17 protein-coding genes are annotated in these 17,822 nt (G+C 62.0%); 7 read left to right on the top strand and 10 right to left on the bottom strand.

Features of this window, described 5'->3' with window-relative positions; translation table 11 throughout:
- The first annotated feature begins 150 nt into the window (after positions 1–150).
- Entirely contained in the window at positions 151–714 is a 564-nt protein-coding gene (gene phnN / locus ACVWZP_RS11325) for a phosphonate metabolism protein/1,5-bisphosphokinase (PRPP-forming) PhnN (RefSeq protein ID WP_457369746.1), read from the top strand.
- Here the strand turns inward: phnN and ACVWZP_RS11320 are convergent.
- Entirely contained in the window at positions 703–1,584 is an 882-nt protein-coding gene (locus tag ACVWZP_RS11320; protein WP_046384215.1) for a LysR family transcriptional regulator, read from the bottom strand. The two genes, phnN and ACVWZP_RS11320, sit on opposite strands and share 12 nt — an antisense overlap.
- A gap of 461 nt (positions 1,585–2,045) precedes the next feature.
- Here ACVWZP_RS11320 and ACVWZP_RS11315 point away from each other — a divergent pair, with 461 nt between their 5' ends.
- Complete coding sequence (locus ACVWZP_RS11315) at positions 2,046–3,548, top strand: M10 family metallopeptidase C-terminal domain-containing protein (protein WP_457369745.1); 1,503 nt, start codon at positions 2,046–2,048, stop codon at positions 3,546–3,548.
- A gap of 30 nt (positions 3,549–3,578) precedes the next feature.
- Here the strand turns inward: ACVWZP_RS11315 and ACVWZP_RS11310 are convergent, their stop codons facing one another.
- The 8 genes from ACVWZP_RS11310 to gcl all read right to left on the bottom strand — a co-directional run bounded on the left by ACVWZP_RS11310 (position 3,579) and on the right by gcl (position 13,053).
- Positions 3,579–4,775, bottom strand: coding sequence for an MFS transporter (locus tag ACVWZP_RS11310; RefSeq protein WP_026140344.1), 1,197 nt, complete (start codon positions 4,773–4,775; stop codon positions 3,579–3,581).
- Positions 4,776–5,097: 322 nt separating this feature from the next.
- Positions 5,098–6,102 (bottom strand): sulfate ABC transporter substrate-binding protein, encoded by a 1,005-nt coding sequence (locus ACVWZP_RS11305; protein WP_046384213.1) that lies wholly within the window; start codon positions 6,100–6,102, stop codon positions 5,098–5,100.
- A 95-nt stretch (positions 6,103–6,197) separates the two neighbouring features.
- The gene (locus ACVWZP_RS11300) at positions 6,198–7,022 is read right to left on the bottom strand and encodes an ion transporter (RefSeq protein ID WP_079443172.1); all 825 of its coding nucleotides are present in this window, start codon (positions 7,020–7,022) and stop codon (positions 6,198–6,200) included.
- Positions 7,023–7,053: 31 nt separating this feature from the next.
- Positions 7,054–7,929: an urea transporter gene (locus ACVWZP_RS11295; RefSeq protein ID WP_457369744.1), complete on the bottom strand. Its 876-nt coding sequence runs from the start codon at positions 7,927–7,929 to the stop codon at positions 7,054–7,056.
- A gap of 69 nt (positions 7,930–7,998) precedes the next feature.
- A complete protein-coding gene (locus tag ACVWZP_RS11290) occupies positions 7,999–9,357 on the bottom strand; it encodes a glycerate kinase type-2 family protein (RefSeq protein ID WP_457369743.1) in 1,359 nt (452 codons plus the stop codon).
- A 129-nt stretch (positions 9,358–9,486) separates the two neighbouring features.
- A complete protein-coding gene (locus ACVWZP_RS11285) occupies positions 9,487–10,377 on the bottom strand; it encodes a 2-hydroxy-3-oxopropionate reductase (protein ID WP_457369742.1) in 891 nt (296 codons plus the stop codon).
- A gap of 107 nt (positions 10,378–10,484) precedes the next feature.
- Complete coding sequence (gene hyi / locus ACVWZP_RS11280) at positions 10,485–11,267, bottom strand: hydroxypyruvate isomerase (RefSeq protein ID WP_108524416.1); 783 nt, start codon at positions 11,265–11,267, stop codon at positions 10,485–10,487.
- Positions 11,268–11,277: 10 nt separating this feature from the next.
- Entirely contained in the window at positions 11,278–13,053 is a 1,776-nt protein-coding gene (gene gcl / locus ACVWZP_RS11275) for a glyoxylate carboligase (RefSeq protein WP_017849458.1), read from the bottom strand.
- A gap of 266 nt (positions 13,054–13,319) precedes the next feature.
- Between gcl and ACVWZP_RS11270 the strand changes: the two genes are divergently transcribed.
- On the top strand, positions 13,320–13,760 hold the full coding sequence (locus tag ACVWZP_RS11270; RefSeq protein ID WP_108524418.1) for a GlcG/HbpS family heme-binding protein: 441 nt from the start codon (positions 13,320–13,322) through the stop codon (positions 13,758–13,760).
- Positions 13,761–13,895: 135 nt separating this feature from the next.
- Here ACVWZP_RS11270 and ACVWZP_RS11265 read toward each other — a convergent pair whose 3' ends face one another.
- A complete protein-coding gene (locus ACVWZP_RS11265) occupies positions 13,896–14,501 on the bottom strand; it encodes a TetR/AcrR family transcriptional regulator (protein WP_046384206.1) in 606 nt (201 codons plus the stop codon).
- A 283-nt stretch (positions 14,502–14,784) separates the two neighbouring features.
- On the opposite strand from ACVWZP_RS11265, the gene ACVWZP_RS11260 reads away from it, so the two are divergent.
- From ACVWZP_RS11260 to ACVWZP_RS11245, 4 genes are read left to right on the top strand one after another with little or no spacing between them, the layout of a single operon-like run.
- Entirely contained in the window at positions 14,785–15,537 is a 753-nt protein-coding gene (locus tag ACVWZP_RS11260) for a transporter substrate-binding domain-containing protein (protein WP_108524425.1), read from the top strand.
- A gap of 17 nt (positions 15,538–15,554) precedes the next feature.
- A complete protein-coding gene (locus tag ACVWZP_RS11255) occupies positions 15,555–16,271 on the top strand; it encodes an ABC transporter permease (protein WP_457369741.1) in 717 nt (238 codons plus the stop codon).
- Positions 16,268–16,990, top strand: coding sequence for an ABC transporter permease (locus tag ACVWZP_RS11250; protein WP_046384203.1), 723 nt, complete (start codon positions 16,268–16,270; stop codon positions 16,988–16,990). The genes ACVWZP_RS11255 and ACVWZP_RS11250 overlap by 4 nt, the downstream gene beginning before the upstream one ends.
- 17 nt (positions 16,991–17,007) lie before the next feature.
- Positions 17,008–17,784: an amino acid ABC transporter ATP-binding protein gene (locus tag ACVWZP_RS11245; RefSeq protein ID WP_046384202.1), complete on the top strand. Its 777-nt coding sequence runs from the start codon at positions 17,008–17,010 to the stop codon at positions 17,782–17,784.
- Positions 17,785–17,822 lie beyond the last annotated feature (38 nt).

Genomic DNA, 17,822 nt, shown 5'->3' with positions numbered 1-17,822 from the left:
ACCGTGCACAGTTCCTGCACCCGAACATGAAAGCGCCTACGCGCACGCCTGACCGAGTGCATAGCGCGTCACAATCCGATACTGTGGCCGCCGCCGTGAAACGTAGTCGGTCATGCAACAAATCTGCAGACAAGCGAAGAGGGTGTATTGATGGCGGGCAGGTTGATCTATCTCATCGGGCCATCGGGTTCGGGCAAGGACAGCCTGTTGGACGCTGCACGACCACGTTTGGCCGAACGTGGCTGCCGCATTGTGCGTCGGGTGATTACGCGCTCGGCGGAAGCGGTGGGCGAGGCGGCACAGGGGGTGAGCGCCGAGCAGTTTGTCGCGATGCAAGCCGAAGGCGCGTTTGCGTTGAGTTGGCAGGCCAATGGGTTGTCCTATGGCATACCCGCGGACATCGACGCGTGGCTGGCGGCGGGGGAGGATGTGCTGGTCAACGGCTCCCGTGCCCACCTGGCGCAGGCCCGCGAGCGTTACCCGGCGTTGCTGGTGGTGTTGCTGAGTGTCGATCAGGTGGCGCTGCGCCAGCGCTTGCTGGCGCGGGGGCGTGAGTCGGTGGCGGATATCGATGCGCGCCTGGCGCGTAATGCACGGTTTACGGCGCAGTTGCTGGCCGGCATGGGTGCGGGGTTGCTCGTGCTGGATAACTCCGGCCCGCTGGAGCATACGGTCGAGTGTTTGCTGCGCTACCTGGGCCCGTCAGCGCGTTGACAACCGTTCCACATACTCCACAAACGCCCGCGCCTTGGCACTCGCCATCCGCCCTGTCGGAAACACGGCCCATAAGTCCCGCGCCGGCAAATGCCAGTCGGTCAGCACCGGCCTCACCGCGCCACTGGCCAGTTCCGGCGCGAACATCCAGGCCGATGCCAGGGTCAGGCCCAAGTGGTTCAGCACAGCCGCGCGTACCCCTTCCGCCGCTGTGATGTGCAAGCGGCCATGGACGACGATCGGGTATTCGCGGGCGTCTCGGGTAAATGTCCAGCGCGCGCCCTCGCCCTGGGTGTAGATGACCGCCTGGTGTCGCAGCAGATCGGCTGGCGTGGCGGGTTCGCCGAAGCGTTCGAAGTAGGCCGGGGTGCCCAGGATATGGCAGGGCGACGCCCCGATCTTGCGTGCGGTCAGCCCCGAATCGCTCAGGTTGCCCATGCGCAGGGCGACGTCGATGCCTTCTTCCACCAGGTTGAGGCTGTGGTCGTCGAGTACCACATCGATGTTCAACCCAGGGTACTGCTCCAGGAACGGCCCCAGGTGCGGAAGGATATGCAGGCTGGCGAAGGTCACGGCGGCGCTGATGCGCAAGTTACCCGACAGCCCGGCGCCCGCGCTGCGGGCAGCGTCGTCGGCCTCGTTGGCCTCATCGATGGCGCGCTTGGCTTTTTCGAAATACGCCAGGCCCGCTTCGGTCGGCGTCAAGCCCCTGGTTGAGCGCAGTACCAAGCGCACCGCCAGGCGCGCTTCCAACTGCGCGACGCTCTTCGACACCGCGGGCTGGCCGATGCCCAGGCGTTTGGCGGCGGCGGAGAACGAGCCGGTTTCGACAACGTGGACGAAGGTTTCCATGGCGGTCAGGCGGTCCATCGGGTGTCCCTTGCTTGTGATTGAGCGCATCGCGACGCAGTACGGCGCAAAGCCTACGGGGAATGGCCATGGCTTGTCACCCGCTCCCAGGCGGGGTTTATCGCCGTGAAGAAGCTTAAGTGGATATGTCTTTGTCTGGCGGGAATTGAAGTAAGCCAGTGACGGGTATTTGTTTAGAATTTGTTTTTTTATTGTAAAAGCAACCCGGTATTGGTGAGTCGGTTGTGTGGTTGGATGTTTAAATTGCAAATAAAATCCTGGTTGTCTGACTGCATGTTACGCGGCGTGTGGTTGTTTCAGCTGAAACTAAAATAGTGTTGGTCCGCTATTTTTCACTGTGCGAGATTATCGGCGATAACGATGAGCCTGGTTTGACGCGGCTCGCGGTTATTGATACTTAATCTCCGGATCGATTCGATTCGGTGTTCTTGTGTATTCATTAATAATACGAGTGCCGCACAATGAATGGACCTGATCTGTTTTCTGTAACTTCCCGCATGGGGTTTCCGATATCGGACCCCGGCCCGTTTGGTGCCGGGGCCTCGAAGAAACCGTCGTTTACGACGGACCAGGCGGCCAAACAAATCACGCGGGAAAATCATCGTTTCCGTGACCGTAACGGCGATCAGAAGATCGACTTGCACTACACGGTCGACGCGAGTTTCACCGCCCAGCAGAAACAGCGCGTGCACCAGGCAGTGCAAGCCTGGCAGGATGTGGCCAATATCAGTTTCCGCGAGCAGTCAAACGGTACGGACGGAGCGCTCAGTATCCACAACAACCCTCGCGGCGACCGGGGGGTTGCCGACTTACCTCATGGTTCCACGAATCGGACAGCAGCCACGATCGGCACCCGGGGCGGGGCGGCTTCGCCTGCGCTGGGCAGTCACTTTTCGGTCACGGCTATTCATGAAATCGGTCACGCTATTGGCCTGCAACATCCGGGACGCTATAACGGCGACGGTGCCAACTACCAAAACGGCGCGGTCTACGCGCAGGACACCAAGGCACGCACCGTGATGAGTTACTGGTCGGAACGCCATCAATCCGGTCATGACTTCAGATCGCTCAATCCGTCTGCCCCGATGATGGACGATATCGCCGCGGCGCAACGCTTGTATGGCGCCAACCACCAGACCCGCAAGACCGACACCGTCTATGGTTTCAACTCCAATACCGAGCGCGAAGTGATGAGCCTTACCAGCGCCAGGGACAAACCGGTGTTCTGTGTGTGGGATGGTGGTGGTGTGGATACGCTGGATTTTTCCGGGTTTTCCCAGGATCAGAAGGTCGATCTGAATGCGGAGTCGTTCTCTGACGTGGGCGGCTTGAAGGGCAATGTGTCCGTCGCCAAGGGATGTGTTATTGAAAACGCGATCGGCGGTGCCGGTCGTGATGCCTTGATCGGCAATGATGCGGCCAACCGCCTCAAGGGCGGTGCCGGCGCCGACACGTTGAGGGGCGGCGGCGGCGCGGATACGTTTGTCTACGATAACGTCAGCGACTCCGCCGCACAGAGCCCAGACCTGATCGAGGACTTCACCAGCGGTACCGATAAGATCGACGTCTCGGGTGCGTTAAAAGCGGCAGGTGTGCGCGCCCTGGTGTTTACCGATCGGTTCAGCGGCCGCGCCGGTGAAGCGGTGCTCAAACACGATGCCAGTACGGGGGGGGCGAGCCTGGCCATTGATCTGAAGGGGACGGGCAACGCGGACATGGTGATCAACAGCAAGGGGCAGATCAAGCCTGGCGATGTACGGTGGGATGGGTCGCAGCCTGAAGTTCAGTCTGTGCCGACGCCAGCCCCAACTCCAGCTCCAACCCCAACCCCAACCCCGCCGCCGGGTGAAACCCCAAACGGGCCGTCCGCACTGATCGAAATGCTTGCCAAGACGCTGTCAGCGTTCGTGTTACAGCTGCTGCAGATTATCGCCCCATCGTCCAGTGGCAGGCCGCGCTCGTAACCCCACCCACGATCCCGAGGCATCATGCCGTCAGGCAGTGACCGCCGAAGTGTGGCGCGAAGCACTGAGAAAGCGCAGCAGCGCCACCAGCGGGAACGCACTGCCCACCAGCATCACGCCCAGCCAGCCGCCGTGTTCGTACACGCTGCTGGCAATCGCCGAGCCGAAGGCACCGCCGATGAAGATGCTGGTCATGTACAGCGCGTTCAGGCGGCTGCGGCTGTTGGCGTCGAGGGCGTAGATGGCGCGTTGGCCGAGGACCATGTTCATCTGCACGCAGAAGTCGAGGACCACGCCGGTCACCGCCAGGCCGATCACGCTGTACAGCGGGTGTACGAAGGCCGGCAGGAAGCTCAACACCGCAAACACCATGGCCAGCAGTGACGCGCGGTGGGTGTGGCCGGCATCGGCCAGGCGCCCGGCGATGGGCGCGGCGATGGCGCCGATGGCACCGACCAGGGCGAAGATCGCGATCTGGGTCTGGCTCAGGCCATGGTTGCGCACCAACTCCAGCGGCGCGGCGGTCCAGAACAGGCTGAAGGTGGCAAACATGCAACCTTGATAAAAGGCGCGCTGGCGCAACAGCGGTTGTTCACGCAGCAGGGTGCCGAGGGAACGCAACAACTGGCCATAGCTGGCGCTGTGGTCGGGCTGGCGCTTGGGGATGGTCATCAGCAAGACCACGCTGATAACGGCCATCAACGCGGCGGCGGCCATGAACATCGCGCGCCAGCCGAAATGGTCGGCGACCACACTGGACACCGGCCGCGCCAGCAGGATGCCCAGCAACAGGCCGCCCATGATGCTGCCGACCACGCGGCCACGGGACTCGGCAGGTGCCAGGTGCGCCGCCAGTGGGATCAGGATCTGCACCGACACCGAGCTGAAACCGATCAACAACGACACCAGCAGGAACAGGTTCGGTTGCTCGGTAAACGCCGCACCCAGCAGGCTGGCGATGGCGATCACGGTGGTGCTGATCATCAGCTTGCGGTTTTCCAGCAAGTCGCCCAGGGGCACCAGGAAGAACAGGCCCAGGGCGTAGCCGATTTGCGTCAGCGATACGATCAGGCTGGCCATGGCGGGCGTCAGGCCGATGTCCGGCGCGATCAGCTCGATGATCGGTTGCGCGTAGTAGATGTTGGCGACGATGGCGCCGCAGCAAAACGCAAACAGCATCACCATCCCGCGGGTCATGGTGCTCGTAGCGTGGGGAGTAGCGTTCATGGTGTTCTCATAAAAGCGAAGGAAGATGGCGAGCGAGAGTAAAGACAAGACACTGCGACGAGTAGGCTGTTAGCGGTGATAACACTCATGCCGTGAAATGATGACTGAAGCCTTGGCGTTGGCTTCGAGCGCCCATGATACATGCAGACACACCGGCCGAAACAGGCGACCCGGCGGCCTGACGATCATGCTTGGCATCAAACGAATGTGGGAGCGGGCTTGCCTGCAATGCGGACACCCCGGTGTATCGGACACACCCGGGCGACGCTATCGCAGGCAAGCCAGCCCCCACATTGGCTCGCGTTTCTTCAGTGCAAGCGGCTTACTGCCCGTTATAGATCTGGTCGAACACCCCGCCATCGTTGAAGTGGGTTTTCTGCACGGTGCGCCAGTCGCCAAAGGTCTTCTCGACCGACAGGAAGTCGACTTTCGGGAAACGATCGGTGTACTTGGCCAGCACTTTCGGGTCACGCGGGCGCAGGTAGTTGTTGGCCGCGATTTCCTGGCCTTCCGGCGACCACAGGTACTTCAGGTAGTCTTCGGCGACTGCGCGCGTGCCTTTCTTCTCGACCACTTTGTCCACCACCGTGACCGGTGGCTCGGCTTCGGCGGAGACACTTGGGTAGACCACTTCGAACTGATCGCGGCCGAATTCGCGGGCGATCATTTCCGCTTCGTTTTCAAAGGTCACCAGCACATCGCCGATCTGGTTGGTCATGAACGTCGTGGTCGCGGCACGGCCACCGGTGTCCAGCACGGGCGCCTGCTTGAACAGCTTGCCGACAAAGGCCTTGGCCTTGTCTTCGTCACCGCCGTTCTTCAGCACGTAGCCCCAGGCCGACAGGTAGGTGTAGCGACCGTTACCCGAGGTCTTCGGGTTGGGCACGACCACTTGCACACCATCCTTGAGCAGGTCCGGCCAGTCTTTCAGGGCTTTCGGGTTGCCCTTGCGCACGATAAACACGGTGGCCGAAGTGAACGGCGCGCTGTTGTTCGGCAGGCGGGTAGCCCAGTTGTCCGGCACCAGTTTGCCGTTGTCGACCAGGGCGTTGATGTCGGTGGCCATGTTCATGGTGATTACATCAGCCGGCAGGCCGTCGATCACCGAGCGCGCTTGTTTGCTGGAGCCGCCGAAGGACATCTGCAAGGTCAGCTTGTCGTTCGGGTGCTCGGCTTCCCAGTGTTTCTGGAAGGCGGCGTTGTAGTCCTTGTAGAAATCGCGCATCACGTCGTAGGACACGTTGAGCAGGGTGGTCGGTGCGGCCTGGACGACACCGGCCAATGCAAGGCCGGCGGCCAGAAGAGAGGCGCTAACGAGTTTTTTCACTGCTCATTCCTTGTTGTACGAGAGTAGAGATAGGCACTTTGCCAGCGACTATAGCCGGGGGGGCACATTCGCTTAAAGATCAAAAAGATCTTTGCTTATTTCAACTTATTAAACAGTGCATTGCCACACCGTGAACAAAACGCCGCGTTCGCGTCATGGGTGTTTTTCTTGCACACCGGGCAGTCCGTTTGCAACTGTTCACCGCGCATGGCGTTGGCCAGTTCGGCGGTGAAGATCCCGGTGGGCACGGCGATGATCGAATAACCGGTGATCATCACCAGGGACGAGATTACCTGGCCCAGCGGGGTCTTGGGCACGATATCGCCGAAGCCCACGGTGGTCAGGGTCACGATCGCCCAGTAGATGCCCTTGGGGATGCTGGTGAAGCCGTTCCCAGGCCCTTCGATTACATACATCAAGGTGCCGAACACCGTCACCAGGGTGCAGACGCTGAGCAGGAACACCACGATCTTCTGCTTGCTGCCGCGCAACGCCGACATCAGGTAGTTGGCCTGCTTGAGGTACGGCCCGAGCTTGAGCACCCGGAAGATGCGCAGCATGCGGATGATGCGGATGATCAACAGGTACTGGGCATCGCTGTAATACAGCGCGAGGATGCCGGGCACGATGGCGAGCAAATCCACCAGGCCATAGAAACTGAAGGCATAGCGCAACGGCTTGGGCGAGCAGTACAGGCGCAGGCCATACTCGATGGCGAAGATGACGGTGAAGCCCCACTCGATGTAGGCCAGCACGGCGGCGTAATTGTCGTGGACTTCCTGGATGCTGTCGAGGATCACCACCACCAGGCTGGCGAGAATGATCAGCAGCAGGGTGCTGTCGAAACGCCGCCCGGCCGGTGTGTCACTCTGGAAAACCATGACATAGAGACGCTGGCGCCAGTCGTTGTTGCTGTCCATCACGTTCGCCCCTATCGAATATCGGGCAAGCCTAGGGGGATTCGAACGGGCTGTCCACGCGGGCTTTGTGCCACATCCGGCGGCTGGCGCGCACCAACCAGCAGGCGAGGATAAAGGGCGCGGTCAACGCGGGCAGGTGCAGCGCGGCAAAACCGGGGGTGAGGATGATCGCCAGGACGATGCCGGCCAGCGGCAACCCAGGTCGGCGGCGTGTGCCGCTCAGGGCCAGGGCGGCCAGCGCCGGGTTGTAGCTGTGCAGGCCGAGGAGGGCGCCGACGGGCTCGCCCAGCAGCAGGGCGAACAGCACGCCGAGGACGGCGCCGGTCAATGCCCATGCTGCGGCACGGCGGTTGGCCAGGCATAACCCGAGCGCAATCAATGCGCCGGCCAGGGGCTGGTCGAGCAGCAGGATTTGCGCGAGGCCGCTAAAAGGCGCGCTGACGATGCCGAGAGCGTCGGGTTCGCGCAAGGCCACGGCGCTTTCGGCGGCCGCGCCCAGCAGCAGCCAGCCGAGGCCGACAAACGGCGCGGTATAGGCGGGCAAGGCCTCGGGCTGGGTGGTGTGTCGCAGCCATTGTCGGGTCAGGATCGCACTCAGGCCGCCGCAGGCGAGGATCAGCGGCACCACCATGACCGACCAGGCAAAGTGCTGGCTGATCAACAGGCCCAGCAACACACCGTTGTAGCTGTACAGGCCGGCCTGGCGTTCCGCCTTGGGATAGTCGCGGCGCTGGGCCGTGAGCAAGCCGGCGAGACCCCCCAGCAGTGCACCGCCGAGCAGGGCCGGAGCGCCGAGCAGGATCGCCAGCAGACACAGCAGACCACACAGCGGCTGGTGCTGCAGGACGATCTGGCTGAAGCCGTTGAGCAGCGCTTCGGCCCAGTCGGGGCAGGAGGGAGTGGGCATTGTTGTGTGAGTCAGTGAGAGCGAGTTGTCCTCATCGCAGACTTGCCTGCGATGAGGCCCTGACCGGCGCTAGATCAACGTCTGATCGACCCCGGTTGCGCAACCCGCAGTTTCGGCCCTTGCAGGTCCATCGGGATGCTGAAGGGGGCATTCAACAGGGTGGGCAGCCTCGAGAATCAGAATGGCGCGAAAGTCGTTGACGTTGGTGCGGGTCGGTTCGGTGATGATCAGATCGTCGAGGGCGGCGAAATAGCCGTAGCCATTGTTGTTGTCCAGCTCGTCGCAGGCCGACAGCCCCAGCGCTTCGGCGCGGGCGTAGCTGGTGGGGGTCATGAGCGCGCCGGCGTTGTCTTCCGAACCGTCGATGCCGTCGGTATCGCCGGCCAGGGCGTAGACGCCGGGCAGGCCCTTGAGGCTGTCGGTGAGGCTCAGCAGGAATTCGGCGTTGCGCCCGCCACGGCCAGTGCCGCGCACGGTCACGGTGGTTTCCCCGCCGGACAGGATCACGCATGGCGCCGCCAACGGCTGGCCGTGCTGCACGATCTGCCGGGTGATCCCGGCGTGGACCTTGGCCACGTCCCGCGCTTCGCCTTCGAGGTCGCCGAGGATCAGCGGGCTGAACCCGGCCTGGCGGGCTTTTACCGCGACCGCTTCCAACGACTGTTGTGGGCGGGCGATCAATTGGAAGTGGCTGCGGGCGAGCAGCGGGTCGCCGGGTTTGACGGTTTCCGAGGCCGGGTTCTGCAACCAACTGCGCACGGACGCCGGCGCGTCGATGTCATAGCGCTTGAGAATGGCCAGGGCCTGTTGCGAAGTGCTTGGGTCGCCGACCGTGGGGCCGGAAGCGATCACCGTGGCCAGGTCGCCCGGCACATCGGAAATCGCGTAGGTATAGACCGTCGCCGGCCATGCCGCCCTGGCCAGTCGGCCGCCCTTGATCGCCGAGAGGTGCTTGCGCACGCAATTCATCTCGCCGATGGTGGCGCCGGATTTGAGCAGGGCTTTGTTGATGGCCTGTTTGTCGGCCAGGCTGATGCCTTCGGCGGGCAGAGCGAGCAATGCCGAGCCACCGCCGGAGAGCAGGAAGATCACCCGGTCGTCTTCGCTCAGTTGGCTGATCAGCGCCAGCACGCGCTGCGCCATTTTGATGCCGGCGGCATCCGGGACCGGGTGGGCGGCTTCGACCACTTCGATTTTCTGGCACGGCGCGCCATGGCCGTAGCGGGTGACCACCAGGCCCGTGACTTCACCGTGCCAGGCGTTTTCCACGACCAGCGCCATGGCGGCCGCGGCTTTGCCGGCGCCGATCACAATCACCCGGCCGCTGCGGTCGGCGGGCAGGTAGGCTTCGAGGACTTGCCGGGGATGGGCGGCGTCAATGGCTGTGGCAAACAGCTCACGAAGCAGGTGTTGCGGATCGACCGACATAAGCGGGCTCCCGGGGATTTTTTGTTATTAGAGATGCAGCAATTGCGGCTATTGAAATGCGATCAACCTGTGGAAGGGGGCTTGCTCCCTCCCACATTTGACGGCATTTCAAAAGGGCAGCGGTGTGGGTTATTTGTCGCGAATCGAGAAGTTCGCCATATGCTCCAAGCCCTTGATCAACGCCGAGTGGTCCCAGTTGCCGCCCCCGATCGCGGTGCAGGTGCTGAACACCTGTTGGGTGCCAGCGGTGTTCGGCAGGTTGATCCCCAGCTCCTTGGCCCCGGCCAGCGCCAGGTTGAGGTCCTTCTGGTGCAGGTTGATGCGAAAGCCCGGATCGAAGGTGCCCTTGATCATGCGTTCGCCGTGTACTTCAAGGATCTTCGACGAGGCGAAGCCGCCCATCAGCGCTTCACGCACCTTGGCCGGGTCGGCGCCGTTTTTCGCGGCGAACAGCAGCGCTTCGGCCACCGCCTGGATGTTCAGCGCGACGATAATCTGATTCGCCACTTTGGCTGTCTGGCCGTCGCCGTTGCCGCCGACCAGAGTGATGTTCTTGCCCATGCTCTGGAACAGCGGCAAGGCACGCTCGAAGGTCTGCGGCTCACCGCCGACCATGATGCTCAAGGTGCCGGCCTTGGCCCCGACTTCACCGCCGGACACCGGCGCATCGAGGTACTGCGCGCCGGTCTGGTTGATCCTGGCGGCAAAGGCCTTGGTGGCGGTGGGGGAGATCGAGCTCATGTCGATCACCACCTTGTTCGGCGACAGGCCGGCGGCCACGCCATCGGCGCGGAACAGCACGTCATCGACCTGCGGGGTGTCGGGCACCATGACGATGATGAATTCGGCTTCCTGGGCGACGTGCTGCGGGGAGGCCCGCGCGATGGCGCCGGCGGCGATCAACTCGGCTGGCGCCTTGCCGTGATGCTCGGACAGGAACAGTTGGTGACCGGCTTTTTGCAGGTTGGCGGCCATGGGTTGGCCCATGATGCCGGTGCCGATGAATCCGATTTTAGCCATGAAAAAATCCTCTTTTTATTCGATAGAGCGCGGTCTGCCAAACACATGGGGTCCAAATGTGGGAGGGGGCAAGTCCCCTCCCACAGGTTGGTTGCGTGTTGTGCCTGTCAGAGGGCGTTATGGGTCTTGAGCCAACCCAAACCCGCTTCGGTGGTGGTCAACGGCTTGTATTCACAGCCGATCCAACCCTGATAACCGATACGGTCCAAATGCTCGAACAGGAACCGATAGTTGATCTCCCCGGTCCCGGGCTCGTTGCGACCCGGGTTATCCGCCAGTTGGATGTGGTTGATCTCACCCAGATGCGCAGCCAGGGTGCGGGCCAGATCGCCTTCCATGATTTGCATGTGGTAGATGTCGTATTGCAGGAACAGATTGGCGCTGCCCACCTGTTCGCGAATCGCCAGAGCCTGCGCGGTGTTGTTCAGGTAGAACCCAGGGATGTCGCGGGTGTTGATCGCTTCCATCACCAGCTTGATACCCGCCGCTTGCAGGGTGTCGGCGGCGTATTTGAGGTTGGCGACGAAGGTCTTTTCTACGATGGCATCGTCCACGCCCTGCGGCCGGATGCCCGCCAGGCAGTTGACCTGGGTGTTGCCCAGCACCTGGGCGTAAGCGATGGCCAGGTCGACCCCGGCGCGGAACTCCTCGACCCGATCCGGATGGCACGCCAGGCCCCGTTCGCCCTTGGCCCAATCGCCGGCCGGCAGGTTGAACAGCACCTGGGTCAAGCCATTGGCATCCAACTGCGCCTTGATTTCGGCAGAGCTGAATTCGTAGGGGAACAGGTATTCGACGCCTGCAAAGCCCGCATCGGCGGCCGCTTTGAAGCGAGCGAGAAACGCCTGTTCGGTGAACAGCATGGACAGGTTGGCGGCAAAGCGCGGCATAAGGTTCTCCTTAATCGAGCAGGGAAATGGCGGTCGGCGCATCGTTGCCGACCAGGGCCAGATCTTCGAATTCGTTGACGGCGTTGATCTCGGTGCCCATGGAAATATTGGTCACGCGCTCCAGAATAATCTCAACGATCACCGGAACCTTGAATTCTTCGAGCATTTCCTGGGCGCGGCGCAGTGCCGGCTGGATCTGGCCAGGCTCGAACACGCGCAGCGCCTTGCACCCCAGGCCTTCGGCGACCGCGACGTGGTCGACGCCATAGCCGTTGAGTTCCGGGGCGTTGAGGTTGTCGAAAGACAACTGCACGCAGTAGTCCATTTCGAAGCCGCGCTGGGCCTGGCGGATCAGCCCCAGGTAGGAGTTGTTCACCACTACGTGGATATACGGCAGCTTGAACTGCGCGCCCACGGCCAGTTCTTCGATCATGAACTGGAAGTCATAGTCGCCGGACAGCGCCACCACCTTGCGGCTCGGGTCGGCCTTGACCACGCCGAGCGCCGCCGGGATGGTCCAACCCAACGGGCCGGCCTGGCCGCAGTTGATCCAGTGACGCGGCTTGTAGACATGCAGGAATTGCGCGCCGGCAATCTGCGACAGGCCGATGGTGCTGACGTAGCAGGTGTCTTTGCCGAACACCTGGTTCATCTCTTCGTACACCCGTTGCGGCTTGACCGGCACGTTGTCGAAGTGGGTCTTGCGCTGCAGGGTGGCCTTGCGCTGCTGGCAGTCATGCAGCCAGGCGCTGCGGTCCTTGAGTTTGCCTGCGGCTTTCCACTCGCGGGCGACTTCGATGAACATCGTCAGTGCGGCCCCGGCGTCGGAAACGATGCCGAGGTCCGGGGTGAATACGCGACCGATTTGCGTCGGTTCAATGTCGACGTGAATGAACGTGCGCCCCTCGGTGTACACCTCCACCGAACCGGTGTGGCGGTTGGCCCAGCGGTTGCCGATGCCGAGCACCACGTCGGCTTTCAGCAGCGTCGCGTTGCCATAACGGTGCGACGTTTGCAGGCCGACCATGCCTACCATCTGCGGGTGATCGTCGGGGATGGTGCCCCAGCCCATCAAGGTCGGGATCACCGGGATGCCGGTCAACTCGGCGAACTCCACCAGCAGGTCGCTGGCATCGGCATTGATCACGCCGCCACCGCTCACCAGCAGCGGGCGTTCGGCCTGGTCGAGCAGGGCCAGGGCTTTTTCCACCTGGATGCGCGTGGCCAGCGGTTTGGCCAGGGGCAGCGGCTGGTAGGCGTCGATGTCGAATTCGATCTCGGCCATCTGTACGTCGAACGGCAGGTCGATCAGCACCGGGCCAGGGCGGCCGGAGCGCATTTCATAAAAGGCCTTCTGGAACGCATACGGCACCTGGCCGGGTTCGAGGACCGTGGTCGCCCACTTGGTCACCGGCTTGACGATGCTGGTGATGTCCACGGCCTGGAAATCTTCCTTGTGCATCCGCGCCCGGGGGGCCTGGCCGGTGATGCACAGGATCGGAATCGAGTCGGCCGAGGCGCTGTACAGGCCGGTGACCATGTCGGTGCCCGCCGGGCCCGATGTGCCGATGCACACGCCGATATTGCCGGCCTTGGTGCGGGTGTAGCCCTCGGCCATGTGCGAAGCGCCTTCAACGTGGCGAGCAAGGACGTGATCGATGCCACCGACCTTCTGCAAGGCCGAATACAGCGGGTTGATCGCGGCGCCTGGGATACCGAAGGCGGTGTCTACCCCTTCACGACGCATCACCAGAACGGCGGCTTCGATTGCTCTCATTTTGCTCATTGTTTTGGTGCCTCTTGCGTTTTGTAATTGTATACAAGTGGTGTTTGGTCGAAGTGTATTCACGGCGAGCGCCACAGGTCAATGCATTTTATTCAGTAGCCTTTGCGTTCGTCGGAAGGTCTTTGCAGGGTATTTTTTCGACATTCGGTAGGTTTGCGCGAAAATATTGTATACAAAAGATAACTATATTGTGTTCTATTTGTCGCATCCGGTATCTGTTCCAACAGAGCCCACGGCTTTCCCATAACAAGATAAGGACGGCACCCATGAGCGCTTTAACCTTGAAAGTCGCAGTCAACCTGGCCGGCCAGGCCCTCGCCGCAGGCCGCGCCATTGCCTCGGCACCGCTGACCATTGCGGTGCTGGACGGCGGCGGTCACCTGATCACCCTGCAACGGGACGACGGCGCCAGCCTGCTGCGCCCGCAGATCGCCATCGGCAAGGCCTGGGGTGCGATTGCCCTGGGCAAAGGCTCACGCTTGCTCGCGCTGGATGCGCAGCAACGCCCGGCGTTTATCGCCGCAGTGAACAGCTTGGGGCAGGGCAGCGTGGTGCCGGCGCCGGGCGGGGTGTTGATTCGGGATCAGGAAGGGCTGGTGCTGGGGGCGATCGGGATCAGCGGGGACACGTCGGATATTGATGAGCAGTGTGCGATCACGGCGATTGAAGCGCTGGGTTTGTGGGCGGATGCGGGGGTGTCAGCCTGATTTTTGGATGACTGTCTGGGCCTCATCGGGAGCAAGCTCCCTCCCACATTTGACGGTATTCACAAATAGACATGTGTAAACCCGATCAAATGTGGGAGGGCGCTTGCTCCCGATTGCCACAGGCGCCTCGGTGTTTTAGTCCGGCGCACAGCCTTTGAGCACCAACCGAATAATCGTCTGCGCCGCCGCCTCGTAATCCGCTTCATCCAATTTGGCCTTGCCGGTCACCGCCGAAATCTGCCAATCAAAATCCGCATACGTCTGGGTTGCGGCCCAGATGCTGAACATCAAGTGATTGGGATCGATCGGCGCAATCAACCCGCGGTCCACCCAGTGCTGGATGCACTGGATATTGTGCTTGGCCTGGGCGTTGAGTTGCTCGACCTGTTCGGCGCTCAGGTGCGGGGCGCCGTGCATGATTTCGCTGGCGAACACCTTGGAGGCGAAGGGCAGGTCGCGGGAGATGCGGATTTTCGAGCGGATGTAGTTGCTCAGTACCACCGCAGGCTCACCCTCCGGGTTGAACGGCGTGGAGGCTGCCAGGATCGGCTCGATGATGCTCTCGAGCACTTCGCGGTAGAGGTTGTCCTTGGACTTGAAGTAGTAGTAGACGTTGGGCTTGGGCAGCCCGGCCTTGGCGGCGATGTCGCTGGTTTTGGTCGCGGCGAAGCCCTTGTCGGCAAACTCCTCGCTCGCCGCCCGCAGGATCTTTTCTTTGTTGCGCTCGCGAATGCTGCTCATAAACCAGAGGGTTCCTTGCCATGACAGGCGGTTGCGCATGGTAGCACCGGCCATCCGCGAGCCTCAACAATGTGCCCGCGACACTCTTGGGGTCGATCGTGCATCCCGGTTTTGGCCTACAAAAAACTCGGAAATAGACTATCTGTAAAATATAGACGAATTGTTTAGGTTGGCGTAGTGTCCGCTGGGTCAGTGACTGAGCCTGCGTCAATCACCCGTGTTCCTTCGGGTTAACCAGGCCTCAGGCACTACCCAGAATAAAAATAATTCGGTAGGTGCCTTCATGAAACAGGTCAAACAGACGCTCTATGCCGTAACGATCACCCTCGGGCTGTTGTCGGTGGCCCATGCGCAGCCGCTGCGTTTCGCCACGGAGGGTGCTTATCCGCCTTTCAACTATGTGGACTCGAATAACCAACTGCGTGGTTTTGACGTCGATATGGCGAACGCCCTGTGCGCCAGGCTCGGCGTCGAATGCACGATTGTTGCCCAGGACTGGGAGGGCATCATCCCGGGCCTGCTCGCGAAAAAGTACGACGCGATCATCGCCTCGATGGCCATCACCGAAGAGCGCCAGAAGACCGTCAGCTTCACCCAGCCCTACAACCGCACGCGCATGGTTCTGGCAGTGCCCAGGGGCAGCGACATTCAGGACGCCGCGCCGGCCACGTTGTCCGGCAAGACGGTCGGCGCTCAGTCGTCGTCCACCCAGGGTATCTACAACCAGGATGTCTATGGCGCCAATGGGGCGCGGGTCAAGTTGTACGTCGGCCAGGACGAGGCCAACAGCGACCTGCTCAACGGCCGCCTGGATGCGGTGGTCAACGACAGCGCGCCAATGCAGGAGTGGTTGAAGAACACCGACCCGCAGTGTTGCCGGGTGCTGGCTATCCCCGGTACGCAAAGCGACGCCGGTATTGCCGTGCGCAAGGCCGATGAGGCGTTGCGCGCGAGGCTGAACCAGGCCATCGCGGACGTGATCGCCGACGGCACGTATCGACAGCTCAAGTTGGCCCATGGCCTTGAGGATGATTAAGCGCGGGGGCGTCTTCCATGTTCGAGTCATTAGGGTTGTTGTCGTTGGGCGCCGGTGGGTGGGGCGGCGCGCTGCTGGCGGGCGCAGGGGTCACGATGGCGCTGGCATTGGCGTGTGTGCCGCTGGGGTTGCCATTGGGGTTGTTGGTGGCGCTGTGCAGCAGATCGGCAAACGCCACGGTGAGGGCGATGGCTGCGCTGTTCTCCACCTGTTTTCGTGGCCTGCCGGAGTTGCTGACGTTATTGATCGTGTATTACGGCATCCAGATCGCGCTGCAGAAGTTCCAGGCGTATTGGGGCGGTTCGGCCGAGTTTGGCATCAACGCGTTCGTGGCGGCGGTGATCGCGTTCAGCCTGGTGCTGGCGGCCTTTTCCAGCGAGGTGTGGCTGGGGGCGTTGAAGACCGTGGCGCGCGGCCAGTACGAAGGCGCCCAGGCACTGGGCTTGAGCCGCAGGCACACGTTTTTCAAGGTAGTGCTGCCGCAGGTGATGAGGATCGCCTTGCCGGGGCTTTCGAACAACTGGTTGAGCCTGCTCAAGGACACGGCGTTGGTGTCGACCATTTCCCTGGTGGACCTGATGCGCCAGACCAGCCTGGCGGTGAACGCCACCAAGGAACCGATGTTGTTTTATCTGGCGGCGTGTGGCCTGTACCTGCTGCTGTCGTCGATGTCGGGGTTTTGCGTCGCGCAGCTTGAAAAGCACTACGGCCAGGGTCGGGAGCGTGCCTCATGATGGGGGGCGAGCGTTTTGCCGAGTGGCTCGGGCTTGAACTGCTTCAGCGCTACGGTGCGCAGTTGTTCGATGGCTTGTTGCTGACCCTGCAATTGGTGGCGATATCCAGCAGCGCCGGGATGGTGCTTGGCGTGCTGTTGGCGTTGGGCAGGACTTCACGCTGGCGTTTGTTGCAGTACGGGTGCAGGGCCTATCTCTACTTTTTCAGGGGCTCGCCGCTGTTGGCGCAGTTGTTCCTGATCTATTACGGCTTGGGTTCCTTCCACGGTTTCTGGCGCGACCTTGGCCTGTGGGGCTGGTTCGGCGACCCGTGGTTTTGCGCCGTGCTGGCGTTCACCTTGAATACGGCGGCCTATCAGGCCGAGATCTTTCGCGGCGGGTTGCTCTCCGTGCCCCGTGCCCACTATGAAGCCGCGACGGTGTTGGGGTTGAGCCGCACCACCACGTTTTTCAAGGTGACCTTGCCGCAGGTGCTCATCGTGACGGTGGGGCCACTGGGCAATGAACTGATTTTGATCATCAAGGCCAGCGCGATTGTGTCGCTGGTGACCTTGCTGGATTTGATGGGCGTGGCCAAGCTGGCGTTCTCACGCACTTTTGATTTCCAGGTGTATGTGTGGGTGGCGCTGGTCTACCTGCTGGTGGTCGAGTGTGTCCGGCGAGGGGTGAACCGGATCAATCGTCGACTCACCCGCCACATGCGGCCAACTGACGAATGATAGGGAAGGGTGGATACATGGGGTCATCAGGGGAGTTTGAGCGGTCGATCTGCGCGCCTGCGCCGGTGGTGATCGACGTCGAAGGGCTGAGTAAATGGTACGGCCCATACCAGGTGCTGCACGGTATCGACCTGCGCGTGGTGCAGGGCGAGCGGATTGTGCTGTGCGGCACCTCGGGCTCCGGCAAGTCCACATTGATCCGTTGCCTCAATCGTCTGGAACCGGCGCAGCAGGGCCGAATCCAGGTGCTGGGCGCCGACTTGAGCGCTTCGCCGACGCTCTGCCGCGCGGCCTTGCGTGAGGTCGGCATGGTGTTTCAGGGCTTCAACCTGTTTCCGCACCTGACCGTCTTGCAAAACTGCATGCTGGCGCCGATGTCCGTGCGCGGCATGCCCCGCGACAGCGCGCAGGACCAGGCGATGGCGCTGCTGAAAAAAGTCGGGATCGATCAACACTGGAAAAAATACCCGGCGCAACTGTCGGGCGGCCAACAGCAGCGGGTCGCGATAGCCAGGGCATTGTGCATGACCCCGAAAATCATGCTGTTCGATGAGCCGACGTCGGCACTCGACCCGGAGGCTGTCGGCGAGGTGCTGGACGTGATGGTCATGCTCGCCGAAAGTGGCATGACCTTGCTCTGCGTCACCCACGAAATGGGCTTTGCCCGGCAAGTCGCCGGGCGTGTGCTGTTTCTCGATGGCGGGCGGATCATCGAAGACCAGCCGCCGGAGGCGTTTTTCACTGCGCCACGCACACCTCGCGCGCAAGCGTTTCTGGCGCAGGTGCTGGGGTAGGCGGCTGGTATCGAGCAGGCAAAAAAAAGCCATTCGAG

The sequence above is a fragment of the Pseudomonas sp. TE36184 genome (assembly GCF_054060055.1).
This window is presented reverse-complemented; position numbering and strand designations above follow the sequence as displayed.

Coding starts and splice junctions, on each gene's coding strand:
- ACVWZP_RS11250 (WP_046384203.1), top strand. CDS start 16,268: ATGATGGGGGGCGAGCGTTTTGCCGAGTGGCTCGGGCTTGAACTGCTT.
- ACVWZP_RS11285 (WP_457369742.1), bottom strand. CDS start 10,377: ATGGCTAAAATCGGATTCATCGGCACCGGCATCATGGGCCAACCCATG.
- hyi (WP_108524416.1), bottom strand. CDS start 11,267: ATGCCGCGCTTTGCCGCCAACCTGTCCATGCTGTTCACCGAACAGGCG.
- ACVWZP_RS11265 (WP_046384206.1), bottom strand. CDS start 14,501: ATGAGCAGCATTCGCGAGCGCAACAAAGAAAAGATCCTGCGGGCGGCG.
- ACVWZP_RS11320 (WP_046384215.1), bottom strand. CDS start 1,584: ATGGACCGCCTGACCGCCATGGAAACCTTCGTCCACGTTGTCGAAACC.
- ACVWZP_RS11300 (WP_079443172.1), bottom strand. CDS start 7,022: ATGGACAGCAACAACGACTGGCGCCAGCGTCTCTATGTCATGGTTTTC.
- gcl (WP_017849458.1), bottom strand. CDS start 13,053: ATGAGCAAAATGAGAGCAATCGAAGCCGCCGTTCTGGTGATGCGTCGT.
- ACVWZP_RS11315 (WP_457369745.1), top strand. CDS start 2,046: ATGAATGGACCTGATCTGTTTTCTGTAACTTCCCGCATGGGGTTTCCG.
- ACVWZP_RS11260 (WP_108524425.1), top strand. CDS start 14,785: ATGAAACAGGTCAAACAGACGCTCTATGCCGTAACGATCACCCTCGGG.
- ACVWZP_RS11295 (WP_457369744.1), bottom strand. CDS start 7,929: ATGCCCACTCCCTCCTGCCCCGACTGGGCCGAAGCGCTGCTCAACGGC.
- ACVWZP_RS11290 (WP_457369743.1), bottom strand. CDS start 9,357: ATGTCGGTCGATCCGCAACACCTGCTTCGTGAGCTGTTTGCCACAGCC.
- phnN (WP_457369746.1), top strand. CDS start 151: ATGGCGGGCAGGTTGATCTATCTCATCGGGCCATCGGGTTCGGGCAAG.
- ACVWZP_RS11245 (WP_046384202.1), top strand. CDS start 17,008: ATGGGGTCATCAGGGGAGTTTGAGCGGTCGATCTGCGCGCCTGCGCCG.
- ACVWZP_RS11310 (WP_026140344.1), bottom strand. CDS start 4,775: ATGAACGCTACTCCCCACGCTACGAGCACCATGACCCGCGGGATGGTG.
- ACVWZP_RS11255 (WP_457369741.1), top strand. CDS start 15,555: ATGTTCGAGTCATTAGGGTTGTTGTCGTTGGGCGCCGGTGGGTGGGGC.
- ACVWZP_RS11270 (WP_108524418.1), top strand. CDS start 13,320: ATGAGCGCTTTAACCTTGAAAGTCGCAGTCAACCTGGCCGGCCAGGCC.